The sequence below is a fragment of the Streptomyces sp. NPDC005202 genome (assembly GCF_040608235.1).
In the GTDB taxonomy this organism is placed as follows: Bacteria; Actinomycetota; Actinomycetes; order Streptomycetales; family Streptomycetaceae; genus Streptomyces.
Genome location: NZ_JBEXHW010000020.1, coordinates 40,636 through 55,154 on the forward strand (window position 1 = coordinate 40,636; position 14,519 = coordinate 55,154).

A 14,519-nucleotide genomic window follows, 5' to 3' on the forward strand; every position below is an offset into this window, starting at 1 on the left:
GACGGCGGCCCTAGAGCGGCCGCAGCGCCGGTTCCTTCTGGACGGCCCCCAGCAGCCGGTCGAGCGCCATCTCCACGTCTTCCTTCCAGGAGAGCGTCGACCGCAGCTCCAGACGCAGCCGCGGGTGAGTGGGATGAGGCCGGACCGTTTTGAAGCCCACGGCCAGCAGATGGTCGGCCGGCAGCATGCAGGCGGGCTCCTTCCAGCGGGCGTCTCCGAACGCCTCGATGGCCTTGAAGCCCCGCCGCAGCAGGTCCTTGGCGACCGTCTGGACCATCACACGGCCCAGTCCCTGCCCCTGGTAGCCCGGCATGATGAAGCCGGTCATCAGCTGCACCGCGTCCGGGGAGACCGGGCTCGTGGGGAACGCCGTGGAGCGGGGCACATAGGCAGGGGGAGCGTAGAGCACGAAGCCCACCGGTACGTCGTCGACGTAGACGACCCGACCGCAGGACCCCCAGTCCAGCAGGACGGCTGAAATCCAGGCTTCCTTCTCCAGTGCGGCCGTGCCCGCCTTCACCGCTCCTTCGCCGCTGACTGGGTCCAACTCCCAGAAGACACACGCGCGACAGCGCTTGGGAAGGTCCTGAAGGTTGTCCAGCGTGAGCGGTACGAGCCTACGGCCCATGAAGGCTGTTCCTCGCTTCCTTCGCCCGCAGCATCGCGGGCAGCTGTCAGAGCGCTTCGTTCCCTGAGCAGGCTGCCGACGAAGCCGCCGACCGCACCCAGTCCCAGGGCCGCGCCCACCAGTCCGGTGCGGCTGACCGTTCGCATGGCCCCCGCCTCCCACTCAGAGGTGCCGCCTGGTCGATGCGCCATACCCGAACGCATCGTATCCATGATGCGATTCCGTCGATACCGCATGAAAGCAAAGAGCGGGCCGTGTTCCGGTACACACCGGACACGGCCCGCTTCCGCCAATCGGCCGAGCCGAAACCCCTCCATCGGATGGGGCTCAGTCGTCCGTCTCCTCCGACCCGCCCTCCAAAAGGCTCTTCTGCAGGACCGGCCCCTCGCCCGGGGCGAGCGTGTTGAGGATCCGCTCAAGGTCCTCCATGGAGGCGAACTCTACGGTGATCTTGCCCTTCTTCTGCCCCAGGTCGACCTTCACCCGGGTCTCGAAGCGGTCGGACAGACGGGTCGCGAGATCGGTCAGGGCCGGGGAGACCCGTGCGCCGGCCCGCGGGCCCTTGGAGCGCGGAGCCGCCTTCGGGCGCGAGCCCATCAGGGTCACGATCTCCTCGACGGCCCGGACCGAAAGCCCCTCGGCCACGATCCGGTGAGCCAGACGGTCCTGCTCCTCCGAGTCCTCGACGGAGAGCAGCGCCCGCGCATGCCCGGCGGAGAGGACTCCGGCGGCGACCCGCCGCTGGATCGCCGGGGAAAGCTTCAGCAGACGCAGGGTGTTGGAGACCTGCGGGCGGGATCGGCCGATGCGGTCCGCCAACTGGTCGTGCGTGCAGTTGAAGTCCTTCAGCAACTGGTCGTAGGCGGCCGCCTCTTCCAGCGGGTTCAGCTGGGCCCGGTGCAGGTTCTCCAGCAGGGCGTCCAGGAGGAGCTTCTCGTCGTCAGTGGCCCGCACAATCGCCGGGATCGCCTCGAGTCCCGCCTCACGGCAGGCCCGCCAGCGCCGCTCGCCCATGATGAGCTCGTAGCGCGCGGGACCGAGCTGCCGTACGACGACAGGCTGGAGGAGACCGACCTCCTTGATGGAGGTGACGAGCTCGGCCAGCGCGTCCTCGTCGAAGACCTCACGCGGCTGGCGCGGGTTCGGCGTGATGGAGTCGAGGGGGATCTCGGCGAAGTGGGCGCCCATCGGAGGAGCGGGTGTCTCCACGGCGCCGCTCGTCGACGGCTCCTCCGTTTCACGTGAAACAGGCGGCAGCGTGGCCACCTTCGCCGCGGCCACCCCGCGGTCGGAAGTCAGCACCGGCACGGCCGTGGGGGACGTGGAAGCAGCGCCCCCCACTGCGGCTGGGGTCGGTGTCTTCTCCGTCGGGGCAGCAGGGATCAGTGCGCCGAGACCACGGCCCAACCCCCTCCGTCGCTCACTCACTGAATCCCCTCCACCATGCTTGGGTCGCTCTGGGCGCCGATGTGGGCGTGCGTCGCGTCGTAGCTGACGCCGACACCCCTCAGCGCAATTTCTCGTGCCGCCTCAAGATAAGAGAGGGCACCGCTCGATCCTGGATCGTAAGTCAGCACCGTCTGCCCGTAGCTCGGCGCCTCGGAGATACGGACCGAGCGGGGGATGCTCGTCCGCAGCACCTCGTCGCCGAAGTGGTTGCGCACCTCTTCCGCGACCTGGGACGCAAGCCGCGTCCTGCCGTCGTACATAGTGAGCAGGATGGTCGACACGTGCAGGGCGGGGTTGAGGTGCCCCCGCACCAGGTCGACATTGCGCAGCAGCTGGCCCAGGCCTTCCAGGGCGTAGTACTCGCACTGGATCGGGATGAGGACCTCCTGCCCGGCGACCAACGCGTTGACCGTCAGCAGGCCGAGCGAGGGCGGGCAGTCGATGAGGATGTAGTCCAGCGGCTGCTCGTAGGCCTGGATGGCCCGCTGCAGCCGGCTCTCCCGTGCCACCAGGGACACCAGCTCGATCTCCGCACCGGCGAGATCGATCGTGGCGGGGGCGCAGAAGAGACCCTCGACATCGAGGACGGGCTGGACGACCTCCGCGAGCGGCTTGCCCTCCACCAGTACGTCATAGATGGAGGGGACTTCGGCGTGGTGGTCGATTCCCAGCGCGGTGGAGGCATTGCCCTGAGGGTCGAGGTCGATTACCAGGACACGGCCGCCGTGCAGAGCCAGCGAAGCGGCAAGGTTGACGGTCGTCGTCGTCTTGCCCACCCCGCCCTTCTGGTTGGCGACCACGATGACGCGGGTCTGTTGGGGTCGTGGTAGACCCTCGCCGGCGCGGCCTAGAGCCTCGACCGCCAGTTGGGCAGCACGACCGATGGGAGTGTCGTCCATCGGGGGCGGTGTTTCACGTGAAACATCCTCCCCCATCGACTCGGTACGGGGACCGGGGACCGGATCGGTCATCGGTCCCGCGATGTTGGCGTCGGACCGCAAGGATTCACTCTCCTCGACTTCAGGCTCGCAATGAACAGAGCCTCCCATGTCTTCGGGGTCGCGAACCAGTGAGGCCTTGCGTTCTGTGGAGAAATCCACCTCTGTGGACAACTCCGTTCCCTCTCGGAGTGAACCGAGAGGCTTACGGTCGCGGGCTTGGGCCGCAGCGCGACCACGGTTGATGATGCCGTGCAGCAGTGAGCGACGTTTCACGTGAAACACGATGCACAGCAGCAGTGGCCGAAGTGTCGCGACACTCCGGTATGCGTAGGTTTGGCAGCTTGTGTGGAGTACGGCTGGTCGTCAGGCCGGATTACCGGCGCCGACGCGTCCGCCCCGTCCGGGCCGCCTTCGCGCGCTTCGCCGCGAAGCGCACACCGCCCGGGCTCTCCCCGACCTCGACCCGCACCACCGTGGAAAGGGGATCCACGACCCCCTCACCCACGTGCAGGATGGAGGTCTCGACGGCACCGAGCTTGCTCAGCGCGGTGGCCGCGCTCTTCAGCTCCTCCTCCGCCGTGTCCCCCTTGAGCGCGAGCATCTCTCCGTACGGGCGGAGCAGCGGAATGCCCCAGGCGGCCAGACGGTCCAGTGGCGCCACCGCCCGGGCCGTCACCACATGGACCGGCGGCAGCTTTCCCATGACCTCCTCGGCGCGGCCACGGACGACGGTGACATGGTCGAGCCCCAGGAGCTCGACGACCTCGGTGAGGAAGTTGGTGCGCCGCAGAAGCGGCTCCAGCAGCGTGATCTTCAGGTCGTCCCGGACGAGGGCCAGGGGGATGCCCGGAAGACCGGCGCCCGAGCCGACGTCGCACACGGTCACCCCCTCGGGGACGACCTCGGAGAGCACTGCGCAGTTCAGCAAATGCCGCTCCCACAGACGGGGCACCTCACGGGGGCCGATGAGCCCTCGCTGCACACCCGGCTCAGCGAGCAGCTCCGCATAGCGCACCGCATCCGCGAAGCGATCACCGAAGACCTCGCGCGCCTGCTCGGGCGCGGGGGGAAGCTCCGCTGCCTCCGTCACGAAGGACCGTCCTTCCGTATCGCCACAGCGCTCTGAGCGCTGACCACCAGGACTACCAGGGACCATCAGCCATCAGGACCAGGCTGACAGAGATGCGTCGGGGCCGACCTGACGAGGATGCGCCACACCAGCCTGACAAAGTTCGGCCCCGCCTGCGCAACAGACGGGGCCGATGGAACGTGGGACCGCTCAGGCGGGGAGCACCACGACGAAGCGCTGCGGCTCCTCGCCCTCGGACTCGCTGCTCAGGCCCGCGGCCTTGACCGCGTCGTGCACGACCTTGCGCTCGAACGGGGTCATCGGCTTCAGCCTCACGGGCTCGCCGCTGCTCTTGACCTCGGCCGCGGCCTTGGCGCCCAGCTCGGACAGCTCGGCCCGCTTCTTGGCACGGTAGCCCGCGATGTCCAGCATCAGGCGGCTGCGGTCGCCGGTCTCCCGGTGCACTGCCAGGCGCGTCAGCTCCTGCAGCGCTTCCAGCACCTCGCCGTCGCGCCCGACCAGCTTCTGCAGGTCGCGGCTGCCGGTGTCGCTGACGATCGAGACAGAGGCGCGGTCGGCCTCGACGTCCATGTCGATATCGCCGTCGAGGTCGGCGATGTCCAGCAGACCCTCGAGGTAGTCCGCCGCGATCTCGCCCTCCTGCTCCAGGCGGGTCAGGGCGTCTGCACCCTCGGCAGCGGCGGAGGTGGTGCCTTCCGTCACGGGATGGGCTCCTTCTTACTTCTTGGACGGGGACTTGGGCCGCTGCGGACCCTTGCGCTGGCCGGACTGGGCCTTGCTCCGGGTGCCGTTGCCGGGCTTCGGAGCGGCCTTCTTGGCAGCGGCGGGTGGGGCGTCCTGCGGCTCGTCGGACTTGCTCAGCGACGTGGACGACGTGGCGTCGCCCGCCGGCTTCGCCGCGCCCGACTGGCGCTGGGCCTTGGTCTGCCGCTTGGGCTGCTGGCGCTTGGGGGCCGTGCCCGTCGTGGTGGTCGTCGTCGTACCGTCCTCGGACTGGGCAACGGCGGCGCTCTCGCTCTTGACCACGGTGCCGTCGGCCTGGGCCGCCAGGCCCGCCTTGTTCAGACCGTTGATGAACTTGCGCTCGAACTCGTTGCGGTCGCGGCCCTTGGAGACGATCGCCTTGACAATGGCCCGCTCCCGGCGGTTGCGCGTCTTGCCGTGGTGCGTGACGTGCTTGTACAGGCGCTCCAGGTAGGCGGCCTGGGCCTTGGAACCCGGAGTCGGGTTGTTGTGGATGACGTACATCTGCTGGCCCATGGTCCACACGTTCGTGGTCAGCCAGTAGACGAGGACACCGACCGGGAAGTTGATGCCGAAGACCGCGAACATGACGGGGAAGACGTACATCAGCATCTTCTGCTGCTGCATGAACGGCGTCTTCACCGTCGTGTCGACGTTCTTCGTCATCAGCTGGCGCTGCGTGTAGAACTGCGACGCCGACATCAGGACGATCATGATCGCGGTGACGACCCGGACGTCGGTCAGCGTGGCGCCGAGCTGGGCCACCTTGTCCGCGCTGTCCGTGAACTTCGCGGCAAGCGGTGCGCCGAAGATGTGCGCCTTACGGGCACTGGCCAGCAGCTGATCGTCGATGACGCCGATCGTCTTGCCCGTCGCGATGCCGTTGAGCACGTGGTACAGGGCGAAGAAGAACGGGGACTGCGCCAGGATGGGAAGGCACGAGGAGAGCGGGTTGGTGCCCGACTCCTTGTACAGCTTCATCATCTCTTCGGACTGACGCTGCCGGTCGTTCTTGTAGCGCTCCTGGATCTTCTTCATCTCCGGCTGGAGCGTCTGCATCGCGCGCGTGGCCTTGATCTGCTTCACGAAGAGCGGGATCAGGCAGATGCGGATCAGGATCACCAGGGACACGATGGACAGGCCCCAGGCCCACCCCGTGTCGGGACCGAAGATCTTCCCGTACACCGAGTGGAACTGGACGATGACCCAGGAAACGGGTGTGGTGATGAAGCTGAAGAGGCTGGCAATCGTGTCCACTAATCATGCTCCTTGGGCATGGGACGAGGTCTCTGCGGCCGGGCTCGAAGGGATGTCCCCGTCGGTGGCCGGTTCGCCGGCGGAGGGCCCGCCCTTGCGTGCGCGCCAAGCGCTGCGCAGCACTTCGTGCCACCGCGGACGCTTGCGCGGCGGGACGTGGTCCACGCCGCCGAGCGACCACGGATTGCACCGCAGGATGCGCCAGGCGGTGAGTGCCGTTCCCTTGATCGCACCGTGCCGGTCGATGGCCGTGTAGCCGTAGTGGGAACACGACGGGTAGTACTTGCACACCGGCCCGAGCAGCGGGCTGATGGTCCACTGGTACAGCTTGATCAGCGCCAGCAGCGGGTACTTCATCGCGTGCCCCCTCCCAGCAGCCGCTCAAGGGCGGCATCCAGGTCTCGGGCCAGCTGTGCGTGGTCGGCGTCGCCCGCTCCGGGCAGCGCTCGTACGACTACCAGGCTACCGGGGGGCAGCAGGGCGACTCGGTCACGCATCAGATGGCGAAGTCTGCGCTTCACCTTGTTGCGCACGACCGCGCCACCCACAGCCTTGCTCACGACGAAACCCGCACGCGTCGGGGGAGCGCTCTCCCCGGGCGCGTGCGGGTCCGTGGCACCGCTACGAAGGTGGACGACGAGGAGTGGGCGTCCGGCCCGGCGTCCTCGTCGTACCGCGGTCGCGAAGTCCTCGCGCCGCCTCAGCCGGTTCTCGGTGGGCAGCACGACGTCATGACCTGACCGGGATCAGGCGGACAGACGGGCGCGACCCTTGCTACGGCGGGACGCGAGAATCGCGCGGCCGGCACGGGTGCGCATACGCAGCCGGAAGCCGTGGGTCTTCGCGCGACGACGGTTGTTCGGCTGGAAGGTGCGCTTGCTCACTCGGGGGCTCCAGAAAGAGATTGGTAGTTGCGGGGTGCCGTCCTGGCTGTCACCGTGCGCCCACGAGTAGCTCGCGTTACGCCCGAGTGCACCGCTTACCGATCACCTGACGCGATCTGTGCCCTTCGGAGGCAGGCGGCAGCAGCCATCGACAACTCGACCTGGTTACGGTACGCGCGGCTACGCCATCCGGTCAAACCAGGGGTCACAGAGGGACACTGTCCACAGGCTGGGGACAACAACTTGAACCGCACCCGTCGCCCTGACTACCGTGGCTGGACTCCGATTCGTTCCCTTGTCCCTGCCCACCCCGTTTACATCCCGACCCGTCCCGAACCACACGTTCGTGGGACCTGTGAGAGAGCGTGCCCTGTGGCTGACGTACCTGCCGATCTTGCCGCAGTGTGGCCACGAGTACTGGAGCAGCTTCTCGGCGAGGGCCGCGGGCAGGGTGTCGAGGCGAAGGACGAACACTGGATCCGGCGCTGCCAGCCCCTCGCACTCGTCGCGGACACCGCCCTGCTCGCCGTACCGAACGAGTTCGCGAAAGGCGTGCTCGAGGGACGTCTCGCCCCGATCGTCAGCGAGACCCTGAGCCGTGAGTGCGGTCGGCCGATCCGCATCGCGATCACCGTCGACAGCACCGTGGGCGAGCCCCCGGCCCCCGCGCCTCCCGCCCCGCCGCGCTACGAGGAGCAGGAGCTGCCCTCCGGCCACGGCGGATACGAGGGCTACGGCCGTCACCGGGCCGACGGCCACCGGTCGGGCCGCGCCGACCAGCTTCCGGGTGCCCCGGGTGAGCAATTGCCGCCGCCGCGATCGGGCCCGCAGCCGGGCGACGGCACGGATCCGCTTCCGACCGCGCGTCCCGCGTACCCCTCGGAGTACGCGGAGTACCAGCGTCCCGAACCCGGCGCCTGGCCGCGTCCGTCGCAGGACGACTACGGCTGGCAGCAGCAGCGGCTCGGCTTCCCGGAGCGGGACCCGTACGCGTCACCGTCGCAGGACTCGTACGGCGCGCCGGACTCCTACGCGCCCGATTCCTATGCCCCCGACTCATACGCCCCGTCGCAGGACTACCGTCCGCAGCCGATGGAGCGCCGGTCGTACAACCAGCAGCGCTCCGACTACGAGCCGTCACACGCCGACTACGATCAGCGTGACGCCGTCCGCCGTGACCTGCCCGAGCCGCCGGGCGGCTCCGGACACGTGCACCGCGGCGGTCCGGTGGGCCCGAACCTGCCCACCACCGGCGCCCCCGGTCCGCTGGCCGCACAGCCCGCGCCGGCGACCGGGCCGGGAGAGCCGACCGCACGCCTGAACCCGAAGTACCTCTTCGACACGTTCGTCATCGGCGCGTCCAACCGCTTCGCGCACGCGGCCGCGGTCGCCGTCGCCGAGGCGCCCGCGAAGGCGTACAACCCCCTCTTCATCTACGGGGAGTCGGGGCTCGGCAAGACGCACCTGCTGCACGCGATCGGGCACTATGCGCGCAGCCTCTACCCGGGCACGCGTGTGCGGTACGTGAGCTCGGAGGAGTTCACCAACGAGTTCATCAACTCCATCCGCGACGGCAAGGGCGACAGCTTCCGCAAGCGCTACCGCGAGATGGACATCCTGCTCGTCGACGACATCCAGTTCCTGGCGGACAAGGAGTCGACGCAGGAGGAGTTCTTCCACACCTTCAACACGCTCCACAACGCCAACAAGCAGATCGTGCTGTCCTCCGACCGGCCGCCCAAGCAGCTGGTGACCCTGGAGGACCGGCTGCGGAACCGTTTCGAGTGGGGCCTGATCACCGACGTCCAGCCACCTGAGCTGGAGACGCGCATCGCGATCCTGCGCAAGAAGGCAGTGCAGGAGCAGCTCAACGCCCCGCCGGAGGTGCTGGAGTTCATCGCCTCCCGGATCTCGCGCAACATCCGTGAGCTGGAGGGCGCGCTGATCCGCGTGACGGCGTTCGCGTCGCTCAACCGGCAGCCGGTGGACCTCGGCCTGACGGAGATCGTCCTGAAGGATCTGATCCCCGGCGGCGAGGACACGGCCCCGGAGATCACGGCGACGGCCATCATGGCCGCGACGGCCGACTACTTCGGCCTCACGGTCGAGGACCTGTGCGGCACCTCGCGCGGCCGCGCCCTGGTGACGGCCCGCCAGATCGCCATGTACCTGTGCCGGGAGCTGACCGACCTGTCGCTGCCGAAGATCGGCGCGCAGTTCGGCGGCCGCGACCACACGACCGTGATGCACGCCGACCGCAAGATCCGCGCGCTGATGGCCGAGCGGCGCTCCATCTACAACCAGGTCACCGAGCTGACCAACCGCATCAAGAACGGCTGAAGGCCACCGGACACGTCCCTGAGGGCGCCACGGGAGGAGATCCCGGGGCGCCCTCAGTCGTTCTCCGACGCGGGTGCCCTGCCCCCTCCCGAGGCCCCATCGTCGTCCTCCGACGCGGATGCCCTGCCGCTCTCGGGCCCCTTCGTCGTCCTCCGACGCGAATGCCGATCCGGGGCGCCCCCCGGCCGTTCCGAAGGCGCACCCCGGCCCCCCTCCCCCCCGCTGTTCGAATACGTGTCGGGTTACGGCCACTCTCCACAGATTCGGGGACTTTTTCCCGTCCACATCCTGGGGACTGCTCAGTTGTCCAGATCGCATCCACAGGCTGTGCTGTTGAATGACCATCAGCCCAGCTCAGCCGCCTGTGGAATCGTGGACGAGCGATCTCCACAGACTGTGGACGAAGCGGGGATCCACAGGGTGTGCACGGAGTTGTCCACGGGCTGCCCACAGGCTGCGGCAGGTTGTCCCCAGTGATCGGCCTCTTCTCCACATCCCTGTCCACTGTTCGGCAACGCGACGCACCTGATCACCGCGTCGAGTGAAAGGCGTCACACCAAGGTGCCGGATTGGGGTGTGGGAAACGTGGGTAAATCTGGGGACGCAGCTGGGGAGAAGTGCCCTCGGGCTGTGGGTGGGGTGTGCAGAACTTTCTGTTCTCCACAGAGACCCCCAGTTGTCCACTGCCGCCGCCCACAGGGCCCGTGGACAAAATCTCCGCGCTGAGCTGCGCAAACGTGGTTATCCACGGTATCCACAGGCCCTACTACTACTCCCGACTAGAGAGAGCGCTGAATTCGTTTCGAAGCGGGACCTGTGCACAACTCGCCCTCTCGGGCCCGACCGCCCCTCGGTGCGACTTGACCCCGACAGGCACCTACTGTCAGTGCCGTGCGTCAGACTGGTCCCCGGTGTCCTTCCCGTCGCAGTGGGCGGTGACACCGAGTCGGAGGACTCAGTAGCAACAGCAGGAGGCGGCTTACGGTGAAGATCCGGGTGGAACGCGACGTACTCGCGGAGGCAGTGGCCTGGGCGGCACGCAGCCTCCCGGCCCGTCCGCCGGCGCCTGTCCTCGCCGGCCTGCTGCTGAAGGCCGAGGACGGCCAGCTGAGCCTGTCCAGCTTCGACTACGAGGTCTCCGCGCGCGTGTCCGTGGAGGCGGAGGTCGAGGAGGAGGGCACAGTCCTCGTCTCCGGCCGTCTGCTCGCCGACATCTCCCGCGCCCTGCCCAACCGCCCGGTGGAGATTTCCACAGACGGTGTACGGGCGACGGTGCTCTGCGGCTCCTCCCGCTTCACCCTCCATACCCTGCCTGTGGAGGAGTACCCCGCCCTGCCCCAGATGCCGAACGCCACGGGCACGGTCCCCGGCGAGGTCTTCGCTTCCGCCGTGCAGCAGGTCGCGATCGCCGCCGGCCGCGACGACACGCTGCCCGTCCTCACCGGTGTCCGCATCGAGATCGAGGGCGACACGGTGACGCTGGCCTCCACCGACCGCTACCGCTTCGCGGTCCGAGAGTTCCTGTGGAAGCCGGAGAACCCGGACGCCTCCGCGGTCGCCCTGGTGCCCGCCAAGACGCTCCTGGACACCGCCAAGTCGCTGAGCGCCGGCGACAGCGTGACCCTGGCGCTGTCCGGCTCCGGTGCGGGCGAGGGCCTGATCGGTTTCGAGGGCTCCGGGCGACGCACGACCACGCGGCTGCTGGAGGGCGACCTCCCGAAGTACCGCACGCTGTTCCCGACGGAGTTCAACTCGGTCGCCACCATCGAGACCGCCCCCTTCGTGGAGGCCGTCAAGCGCGTGGCCCTGGTCGCCGAGCGCAACACCCCGGTGCGCCTCAGCTTCGAGCAGGGCGTGCTGATCCTGGAGGCCGGCTCCAGCGACGACGCACAGGCTGTGGAAAGGGTCGACGCCCAGCTGGACGGCGACGACATCTCCATCGCCTTCAACCCGACGTTCCTGCTGGACGGCCTCAGCGCCATCGACTCCCCGGTGGCCCAGCTGTCCTTCACGACGTCCACGAAGCCCGCGCTGCTCAGCGGCAAGCCGGCGGTGGACGCCGAGGCGGACGAGGCCTACAAGTACCTGATCATGCCGGTGCGCCTGAGCGGCTGAGCGTTCGACCGGGCTCGGGGCGGACGACTGCCGGGGCGTGGTAGGCGTCCCCCACAAGATCGCAGTATGCCGGTGCGCCTGAGCGGCTGAGGTCGGGGACCTCGGCGGACAGAGGCCGTCCACAGCGCCCCGGGGCCCTGTGGATCACGGCACGTCGGGCGACGCCGCAGGTCGGGGCGTACGGGTGAGCGCGTATGCCCACGGATGTGCGCGAGCGTCCGGGTTTAGGCTCGGACGCAGGTACGAAAGTGCCGTAACGCCACGTCGTGAAACCTAAGGAACACAACTGATGGAGCTCGGTCTCGTCGGCCTCGGCAAGATGGGCGGCAACATGCGCGAGCGGATACGCCGCGCGGGCCACACCGTCATCGGATACGACCGCAACCCCGACCTCGCGGACGTCCACAGCCTCGAAGAGCTTGTGGGCAAGCTTCAGGGCCCGCGCGTGGTCTGGGTGATGGTCCCGGCCGGCGAGCCCACCCAGACCACGATCGACCAGCTCGCCGAGCTGCTCGAGCCCGGTGACGTGGTCGTGGACGGCGGGAACTCCCGTTGGACCGATGACGAGAAGCACGCCGAGGAGCTGGCCGCCAAGGGCATCGGCTTCGTCGACTGTGGCGTCTCAGGCGGCGTCTGGGGCCTGGAGAACGGCTATGCGCTGATGTACGGCGGCGACCCGGAGAACGTTGCCAAGGTGCAACCGATCTTCGACGCCCTCAAGCCGAAGGGCGACTTCGGCTCGGTGCACGCCGGCAAGGTCGGCGCGGGCCACTTCGCGAAGATGGTCCACAACGGCATCGAGTACGCGATGATGCAGGCCTACGCCGAGGGCTGGGAGCTCCTGGAGAAGGTCGACTCCGTGGAGAACGTCCGGGAGGTGTTCCGCTCCTGGCAGGAGGGCACGGTCATCCGCTCCTGGCTGCTCGACCTCGCGGTGAACGCCCTCGACGAGGACGAGCACCTGGACCAGCTGAAGGGTTATGCACAGGACTCCGGCGAGGGACGCTGGACGGTGGAGGCCGCGATCGACAACGCGGTGCCGCTGCCGGCGATCACCGCGTCGCTGTTCGCGCGGTTCTCCTCCCGCCAGGAGGACTCGCCGCAGATGAAGATGATCGCGGCGCTGCGCAACCAGTTCGGCGGCCACGCGGTCGAGAAGAAGTAATCCACACCCTGGGGGTGACGCCCTGGCGCCCTCGGGAACGGCCCGGTTGTCCACAGGCCGTGGACGAGCCGGGGGAAACCTGAAGGCCACGGCGTCCCGGGCTGCCCGGGACGCCCGAAGCACCACGTTGGGGGAGGTCGGCGAACGACCATGCACGTCACGCATCTGTCGCTGGCCGACTTCCGCTCGTACGCCCGGGTCGAAGTCCCGCTCGAGCCGGGCGTCACCGCCTTCGTCGGCCCCAACGGCCAGGGCAAGACGAACCTCGTCGAGGCGGTCGGCTACCTCGCCACCCTCGGCAGCCACCGCGTCGCCTCCGACGCCCCTCTGGTCCGCATGGGTGCCGAGCGCGCGATCATCCGGGCGCAGGTGCGGCAGGGCGACCGGCAGCAGCTGGTCGAGCTGGAGCTCAACCCCGGCAAGGCCAACCGCGCCCGCATCAACAGATCCTCGCAGGTCAGGCCCCGTGACGTGCTCGGCATCGTACGGACCGTGCTGTTCGCGCCAGAGGACCTCGCCCTGGTCAAGGGCGACCCCGGCGAGCGGCGCCGCTTCCTCGACGAGCTGATCACCGCTCGCTCGCCGCGCATGGCCGGCGTGCGCTCCGACTACGAGCGGGTCCTCAAGCAGCGCAGCACCCTCCTGAAGTCGGCCGCGCTGGCCCGCCGGCACGGCGGCCGCTCCATGGACCTGTCCACGCTCGACGTCTGGGACCAGCACCTCGCCCGCGCGGGTGCCGAGCTGCTCGCCCAGCGCCTGGACCTGATCGCCGCGATCCAGCCGCTCGCCGACAAGGCGTACGAGCAGCTCGCCCCCGGGGGCGGTCCCGTCGCTCTGGAGTACAAACCGTCCGCGCCCGGCGAGGCGCACACGCGCGAAGACCTCTTCGAGCAGCTGATGACCGCGCTCGCCGACGCCCGCAAACAGGAGATCGAGCGGGGCGTCACCCTGGTGGGGCCCCACCGGGACGACCTGGTGCTCAAGCTCGGACAGCTTCCCGCGAAGGGATACGCCTCCCACGGCGAGTCATGGTCCTACGCGCTGGCGCTGCGCCTGGCCTCCTACGACCTCCTCCGCGCGGAGGGCAACGAGCCGGTGCTGATCCTCGACGACGTCTTCGCCGAGCTGGACACCCGTCGCCGCGAACGCCTGGCCGAGTTGGTCGCGCCCGGCGAGCAGGTCCTGGTGACCGCCGCGGTCGACGACGACGTACCGCACGTACTGACGGGGACGCGGTTCGCCGTGTCCGACGGAACGGTGGAACGCGCATGAGCACAGAGGAACCGGCCGCCAAGAAGACCCCCGAGCCCTCCGGCGTCGACCTCGCGCGCGTGGCGCTTCGGGCGGCGAAGGAGGCGGCACGCGCGCGTGGGGACGCGGCGCGCCAGAAGAAGCAGGCGCGGCGCGGCGGTCTGCGCTCCGGCGCGCGCGCCGACGGCCGCGATCCGATGGCGCTCGGCGCGGCGATCAACCGGCTCATCGCCGAGCGCGGCTGGGAGGCTCCGGCCGCGGTGGGCGGCGTGATGGGCCGCTGGCCCCAGATCGTCGGCGAGGACGTGGCCAAGCACTGCGTTCCGGAGAAGTACGACGAGGACGAGCGCGTGCTGACCGTACGCTGCGACTCCACGGCCTGGGCGACGAATCTGCGCCTGCTCGCGCCGACGCTCGTCGCCCGCCTCAACGAGGACCTCGGCCACGGCACGGTCCGGCTGATCAAGGTCAACGGCCCCGGCGGCCCGGCCCGCCGCTACGGCCCGCTGCGCGCTCCGGGCAGCATCGGGCCCGGCGACACCTACGGGTGACAGACCTCACACAACATGGTCACAGCGGTCCGGCCGTGGCAGGCCCGCGGCGGTCCGTCGCGCAACCGCGCTTGCGAATCCCGACCTGACCCTTGAGTAGCGAA

The 14,519-nt window shown here is 69.0% G+C and carries 14 protein-coding genes; 5 read left to right on the forward strand and 9 right to left on the reverse strand.

The genetic code is table 11. From position 1 onward, the window contains the following. Positions 1-10: 10 nt before the first annotated feature. The 9 genes from ABZV31_RS25140 to rpmH form a co-directional block, all read right to left on the reverse strand. The gene (locus ABZV31_RS25140) at positions 11-628 is read right to left on the reverse strand and encodes a GNAT family N-acetyltransferase (protein ID WP_355897874.1); all 618 of its coding nucleotides are present in this window, start codon (positions 626-628) and stop codon (positions 11-13) included. A gap of 327 nt (positions 629-955) precedes the next feature. Continuing rightward, complete coding sequence (locus ABZV31_RS25145; RefSeq protein WP_355897877.1) at positions 956-2,056, reverse strand: ParB/RepB/Spo0J family partition protein; 1,101 nt, start codon at positions 2,054-2,056, stop codon at positions 956-958. Beyond that, complete coding sequence (locus ABZV31_RS25150) at positions 2,053-3,126, reverse strand: ParA family protein (protein ID WP_355898050.1); 1,074 nt, start codon at positions 3,124-3,126, stop codon at positions 2,053-2,055. The genes ABZV31_RS25145 and ABZV31_RS25150 overlap by 4 nt, the downstream gene beginning before the upstream one ends. Before the next feature lie 265 nt (positions 3,127-3,391). Further along, complete coding sequence (rsmG, locus tag ABZV31_RS25155; protein ID WP_355897880.1) at positions 3,392-4,108, reverse strand: 16S rRNA (guanine(527)-N(7))-methyltransferase RsmG; 717 nt, start codon at positions 4,106-4,108, stop codon at positions 3,392-3,394. 189 nt (positions 4,109-4,297) lie between these two features. Next, a complete protein-coding gene (locus tag ABZV31_RS25160; protein WP_355897882.1) occupies positions 4,298-4,810 on the reverse strand; it encodes a R3H domain-containing nucleic acid-binding protein in 513 nt (170 codons plus the stop codon). Positions 4,811-4,825: 15 nt separating this feature from the next. Continuing rightward, positions 4,826-6,109 (reverse strand): membrane protein insertase YidC, encoded by a 1,284-nt coding sequence (yidC, locus tag ABZV31_RS25165; protein ID WP_355897883.1) that lies wholly within the window; start codon positions 6,107-6,109, stop codon positions 4,826-4,828. 3 nt (positions 6,110-6,112) lie between these two features. Beyond that, entirely contained in the window at positions 6,113-6,466 is a 354-nt protein-coding gene (gene yidD / locus ABZV31_RS25170; RefSeq protein ID WP_355897886.1) for a membrane protein insertion efficiency factor YidD, read from the reverse strand. Beyond that, positions 6,463-6,834, reverse strand: coding sequence for a ribonuclease P protein component (gene rnpA, locus ABZV31_RS25175; protein ID WP_355897889.1), 372 nt, complete (start codon positions 6,832-6,834; stop codon positions 6,463-6,465). Before rnpA ends, yidD begins: the two co-directional genes overlap by 4 nt. A 21-nt stretch (positions 6,835-6,855) precedes the next feature. Further along, entirely contained in the window at positions 6,856-6,993 is a 138-nt protein-coding gene (gene rpmH, locus ABZV31_RS25180; protein WP_003956500.1) for a 50S ribosomal protein L34, read from the reverse strand. 372 nt (positions 6,994-7,365) lie between these two features. Between rpmH and dnaA the strand changes: the two genes are divergently transcribed. The 5 genes from dnaA to ABZV31_RS25205 all read left to right on the forward strand — a co-directional run bounded on the left by dnaA (position 7,366) and on the right by ABZV31_RS25205 (position 14,415). Continuing rightward, entirely contained in the window at positions 7,366-9,333 is a 1,968-nt protein-coding gene (gene dnaA, locus ABZV31_RS25185) for a chromosomal replication initiator protein DnaA (RefSeq protein ID WP_355897892.1), read from the forward strand. A gap of 984 nt (positions 9,334-10,317) precedes the next feature. Next, entirely contained in the window at positions 10,318-11,448 is a 1,131-nt protein-coding gene (gene dnaN / locus ABZV31_RS25190) for a DNA polymerase III subunit beta (RefSeq protein WP_355897894.1), read from the forward strand. Positions 11,449-11,737: 289 nt separating this feature from the next. Further along, a complete protein-coding gene (gene gnd / locus ABZV31_RS25195) occupies positions 11,738-12,613 on the forward strand; it encodes a phosphogluconate dehydrogenase (NAD(+)-dependent, decarboxylating) (RefSeq protein ID WP_355897896.1) in 876 nt (291 codons plus the stop codon). 150 nt (positions 12,614-12,763) lie between these two features. Beyond that, positions 12,764-13,885 (forward strand): DNA replication/repair protein RecF, encoded by a 1,122-nt coding sequence (recF, locus tag ABZV31_RS25200; protein WP_355897899.1) that lies wholly within the window; start codon positions 12,764-12,766, stop codon positions 13,883-13,885. Further along, positions 13,882-14,415 (forward strand): DciA family protein, encoded by a 534-nt coding sequence (locus tag ABZV31_RS25205; RefSeq protein WP_355897902.1) that lies wholly within the window; start codon positions 13,882-13,884, stop codon positions 14,413-14,415. The genes recF and ABZV31_RS25205 overlap by 4 nt, the downstream gene beginning before the upstream one ends. The last annotated feature ends 104 nt before the right edge of the window (positions 14,416-14,519 follow it).

What these genes read in the sequence shown, in the direction of transcription:
- ABZV31_RS25140 (WP_355897874.1), bottom strand. Translation starts at nt 628, where the DNA reads ATGGGCCGTAGGCTCGTACCGCTCACGCTGGACAACCTTCAGGACCTT.
- yidD (WP_355897886.1), bottom strand. Translation starts at nt 6,466, where the DNA reads ATGAAGTACCCGCTGCTGGCGCTGATCAAGCTGTACCAGTGGACCATC.
- ABZV31_RS25205 (WP_355897902.1), top strand. Translation starts at nt 13,882, where the DNA reads ATGAGCACAGAGGAACCGGCCGCCAAGAAGACCCCCGAGCCCTCCGGC.
- ABZV31_RS25150 (WP_355898050.1), bottom strand. Translation starts at nt 3,126, where the DNA reads ATGGGAGGCTCTGTTCATTGCGAGCCTGAAGTCGAGGAGAGTGAATCC.
- gnd (WP_355897896.1), top strand. Translation starts at nt 11,738, where the DNA reads ATGGAGCTCGGTCTCGTCGGCCTCGGCAAGATGGGCGGCAACATGCGC.
- recF (WP_355897899.1), top strand. Translation starts at nt 12,764, where the DNA reads ATGCACGTCACGCATCTGTCGCTGGCCGACTTCCGCTCGTACGCCCGG.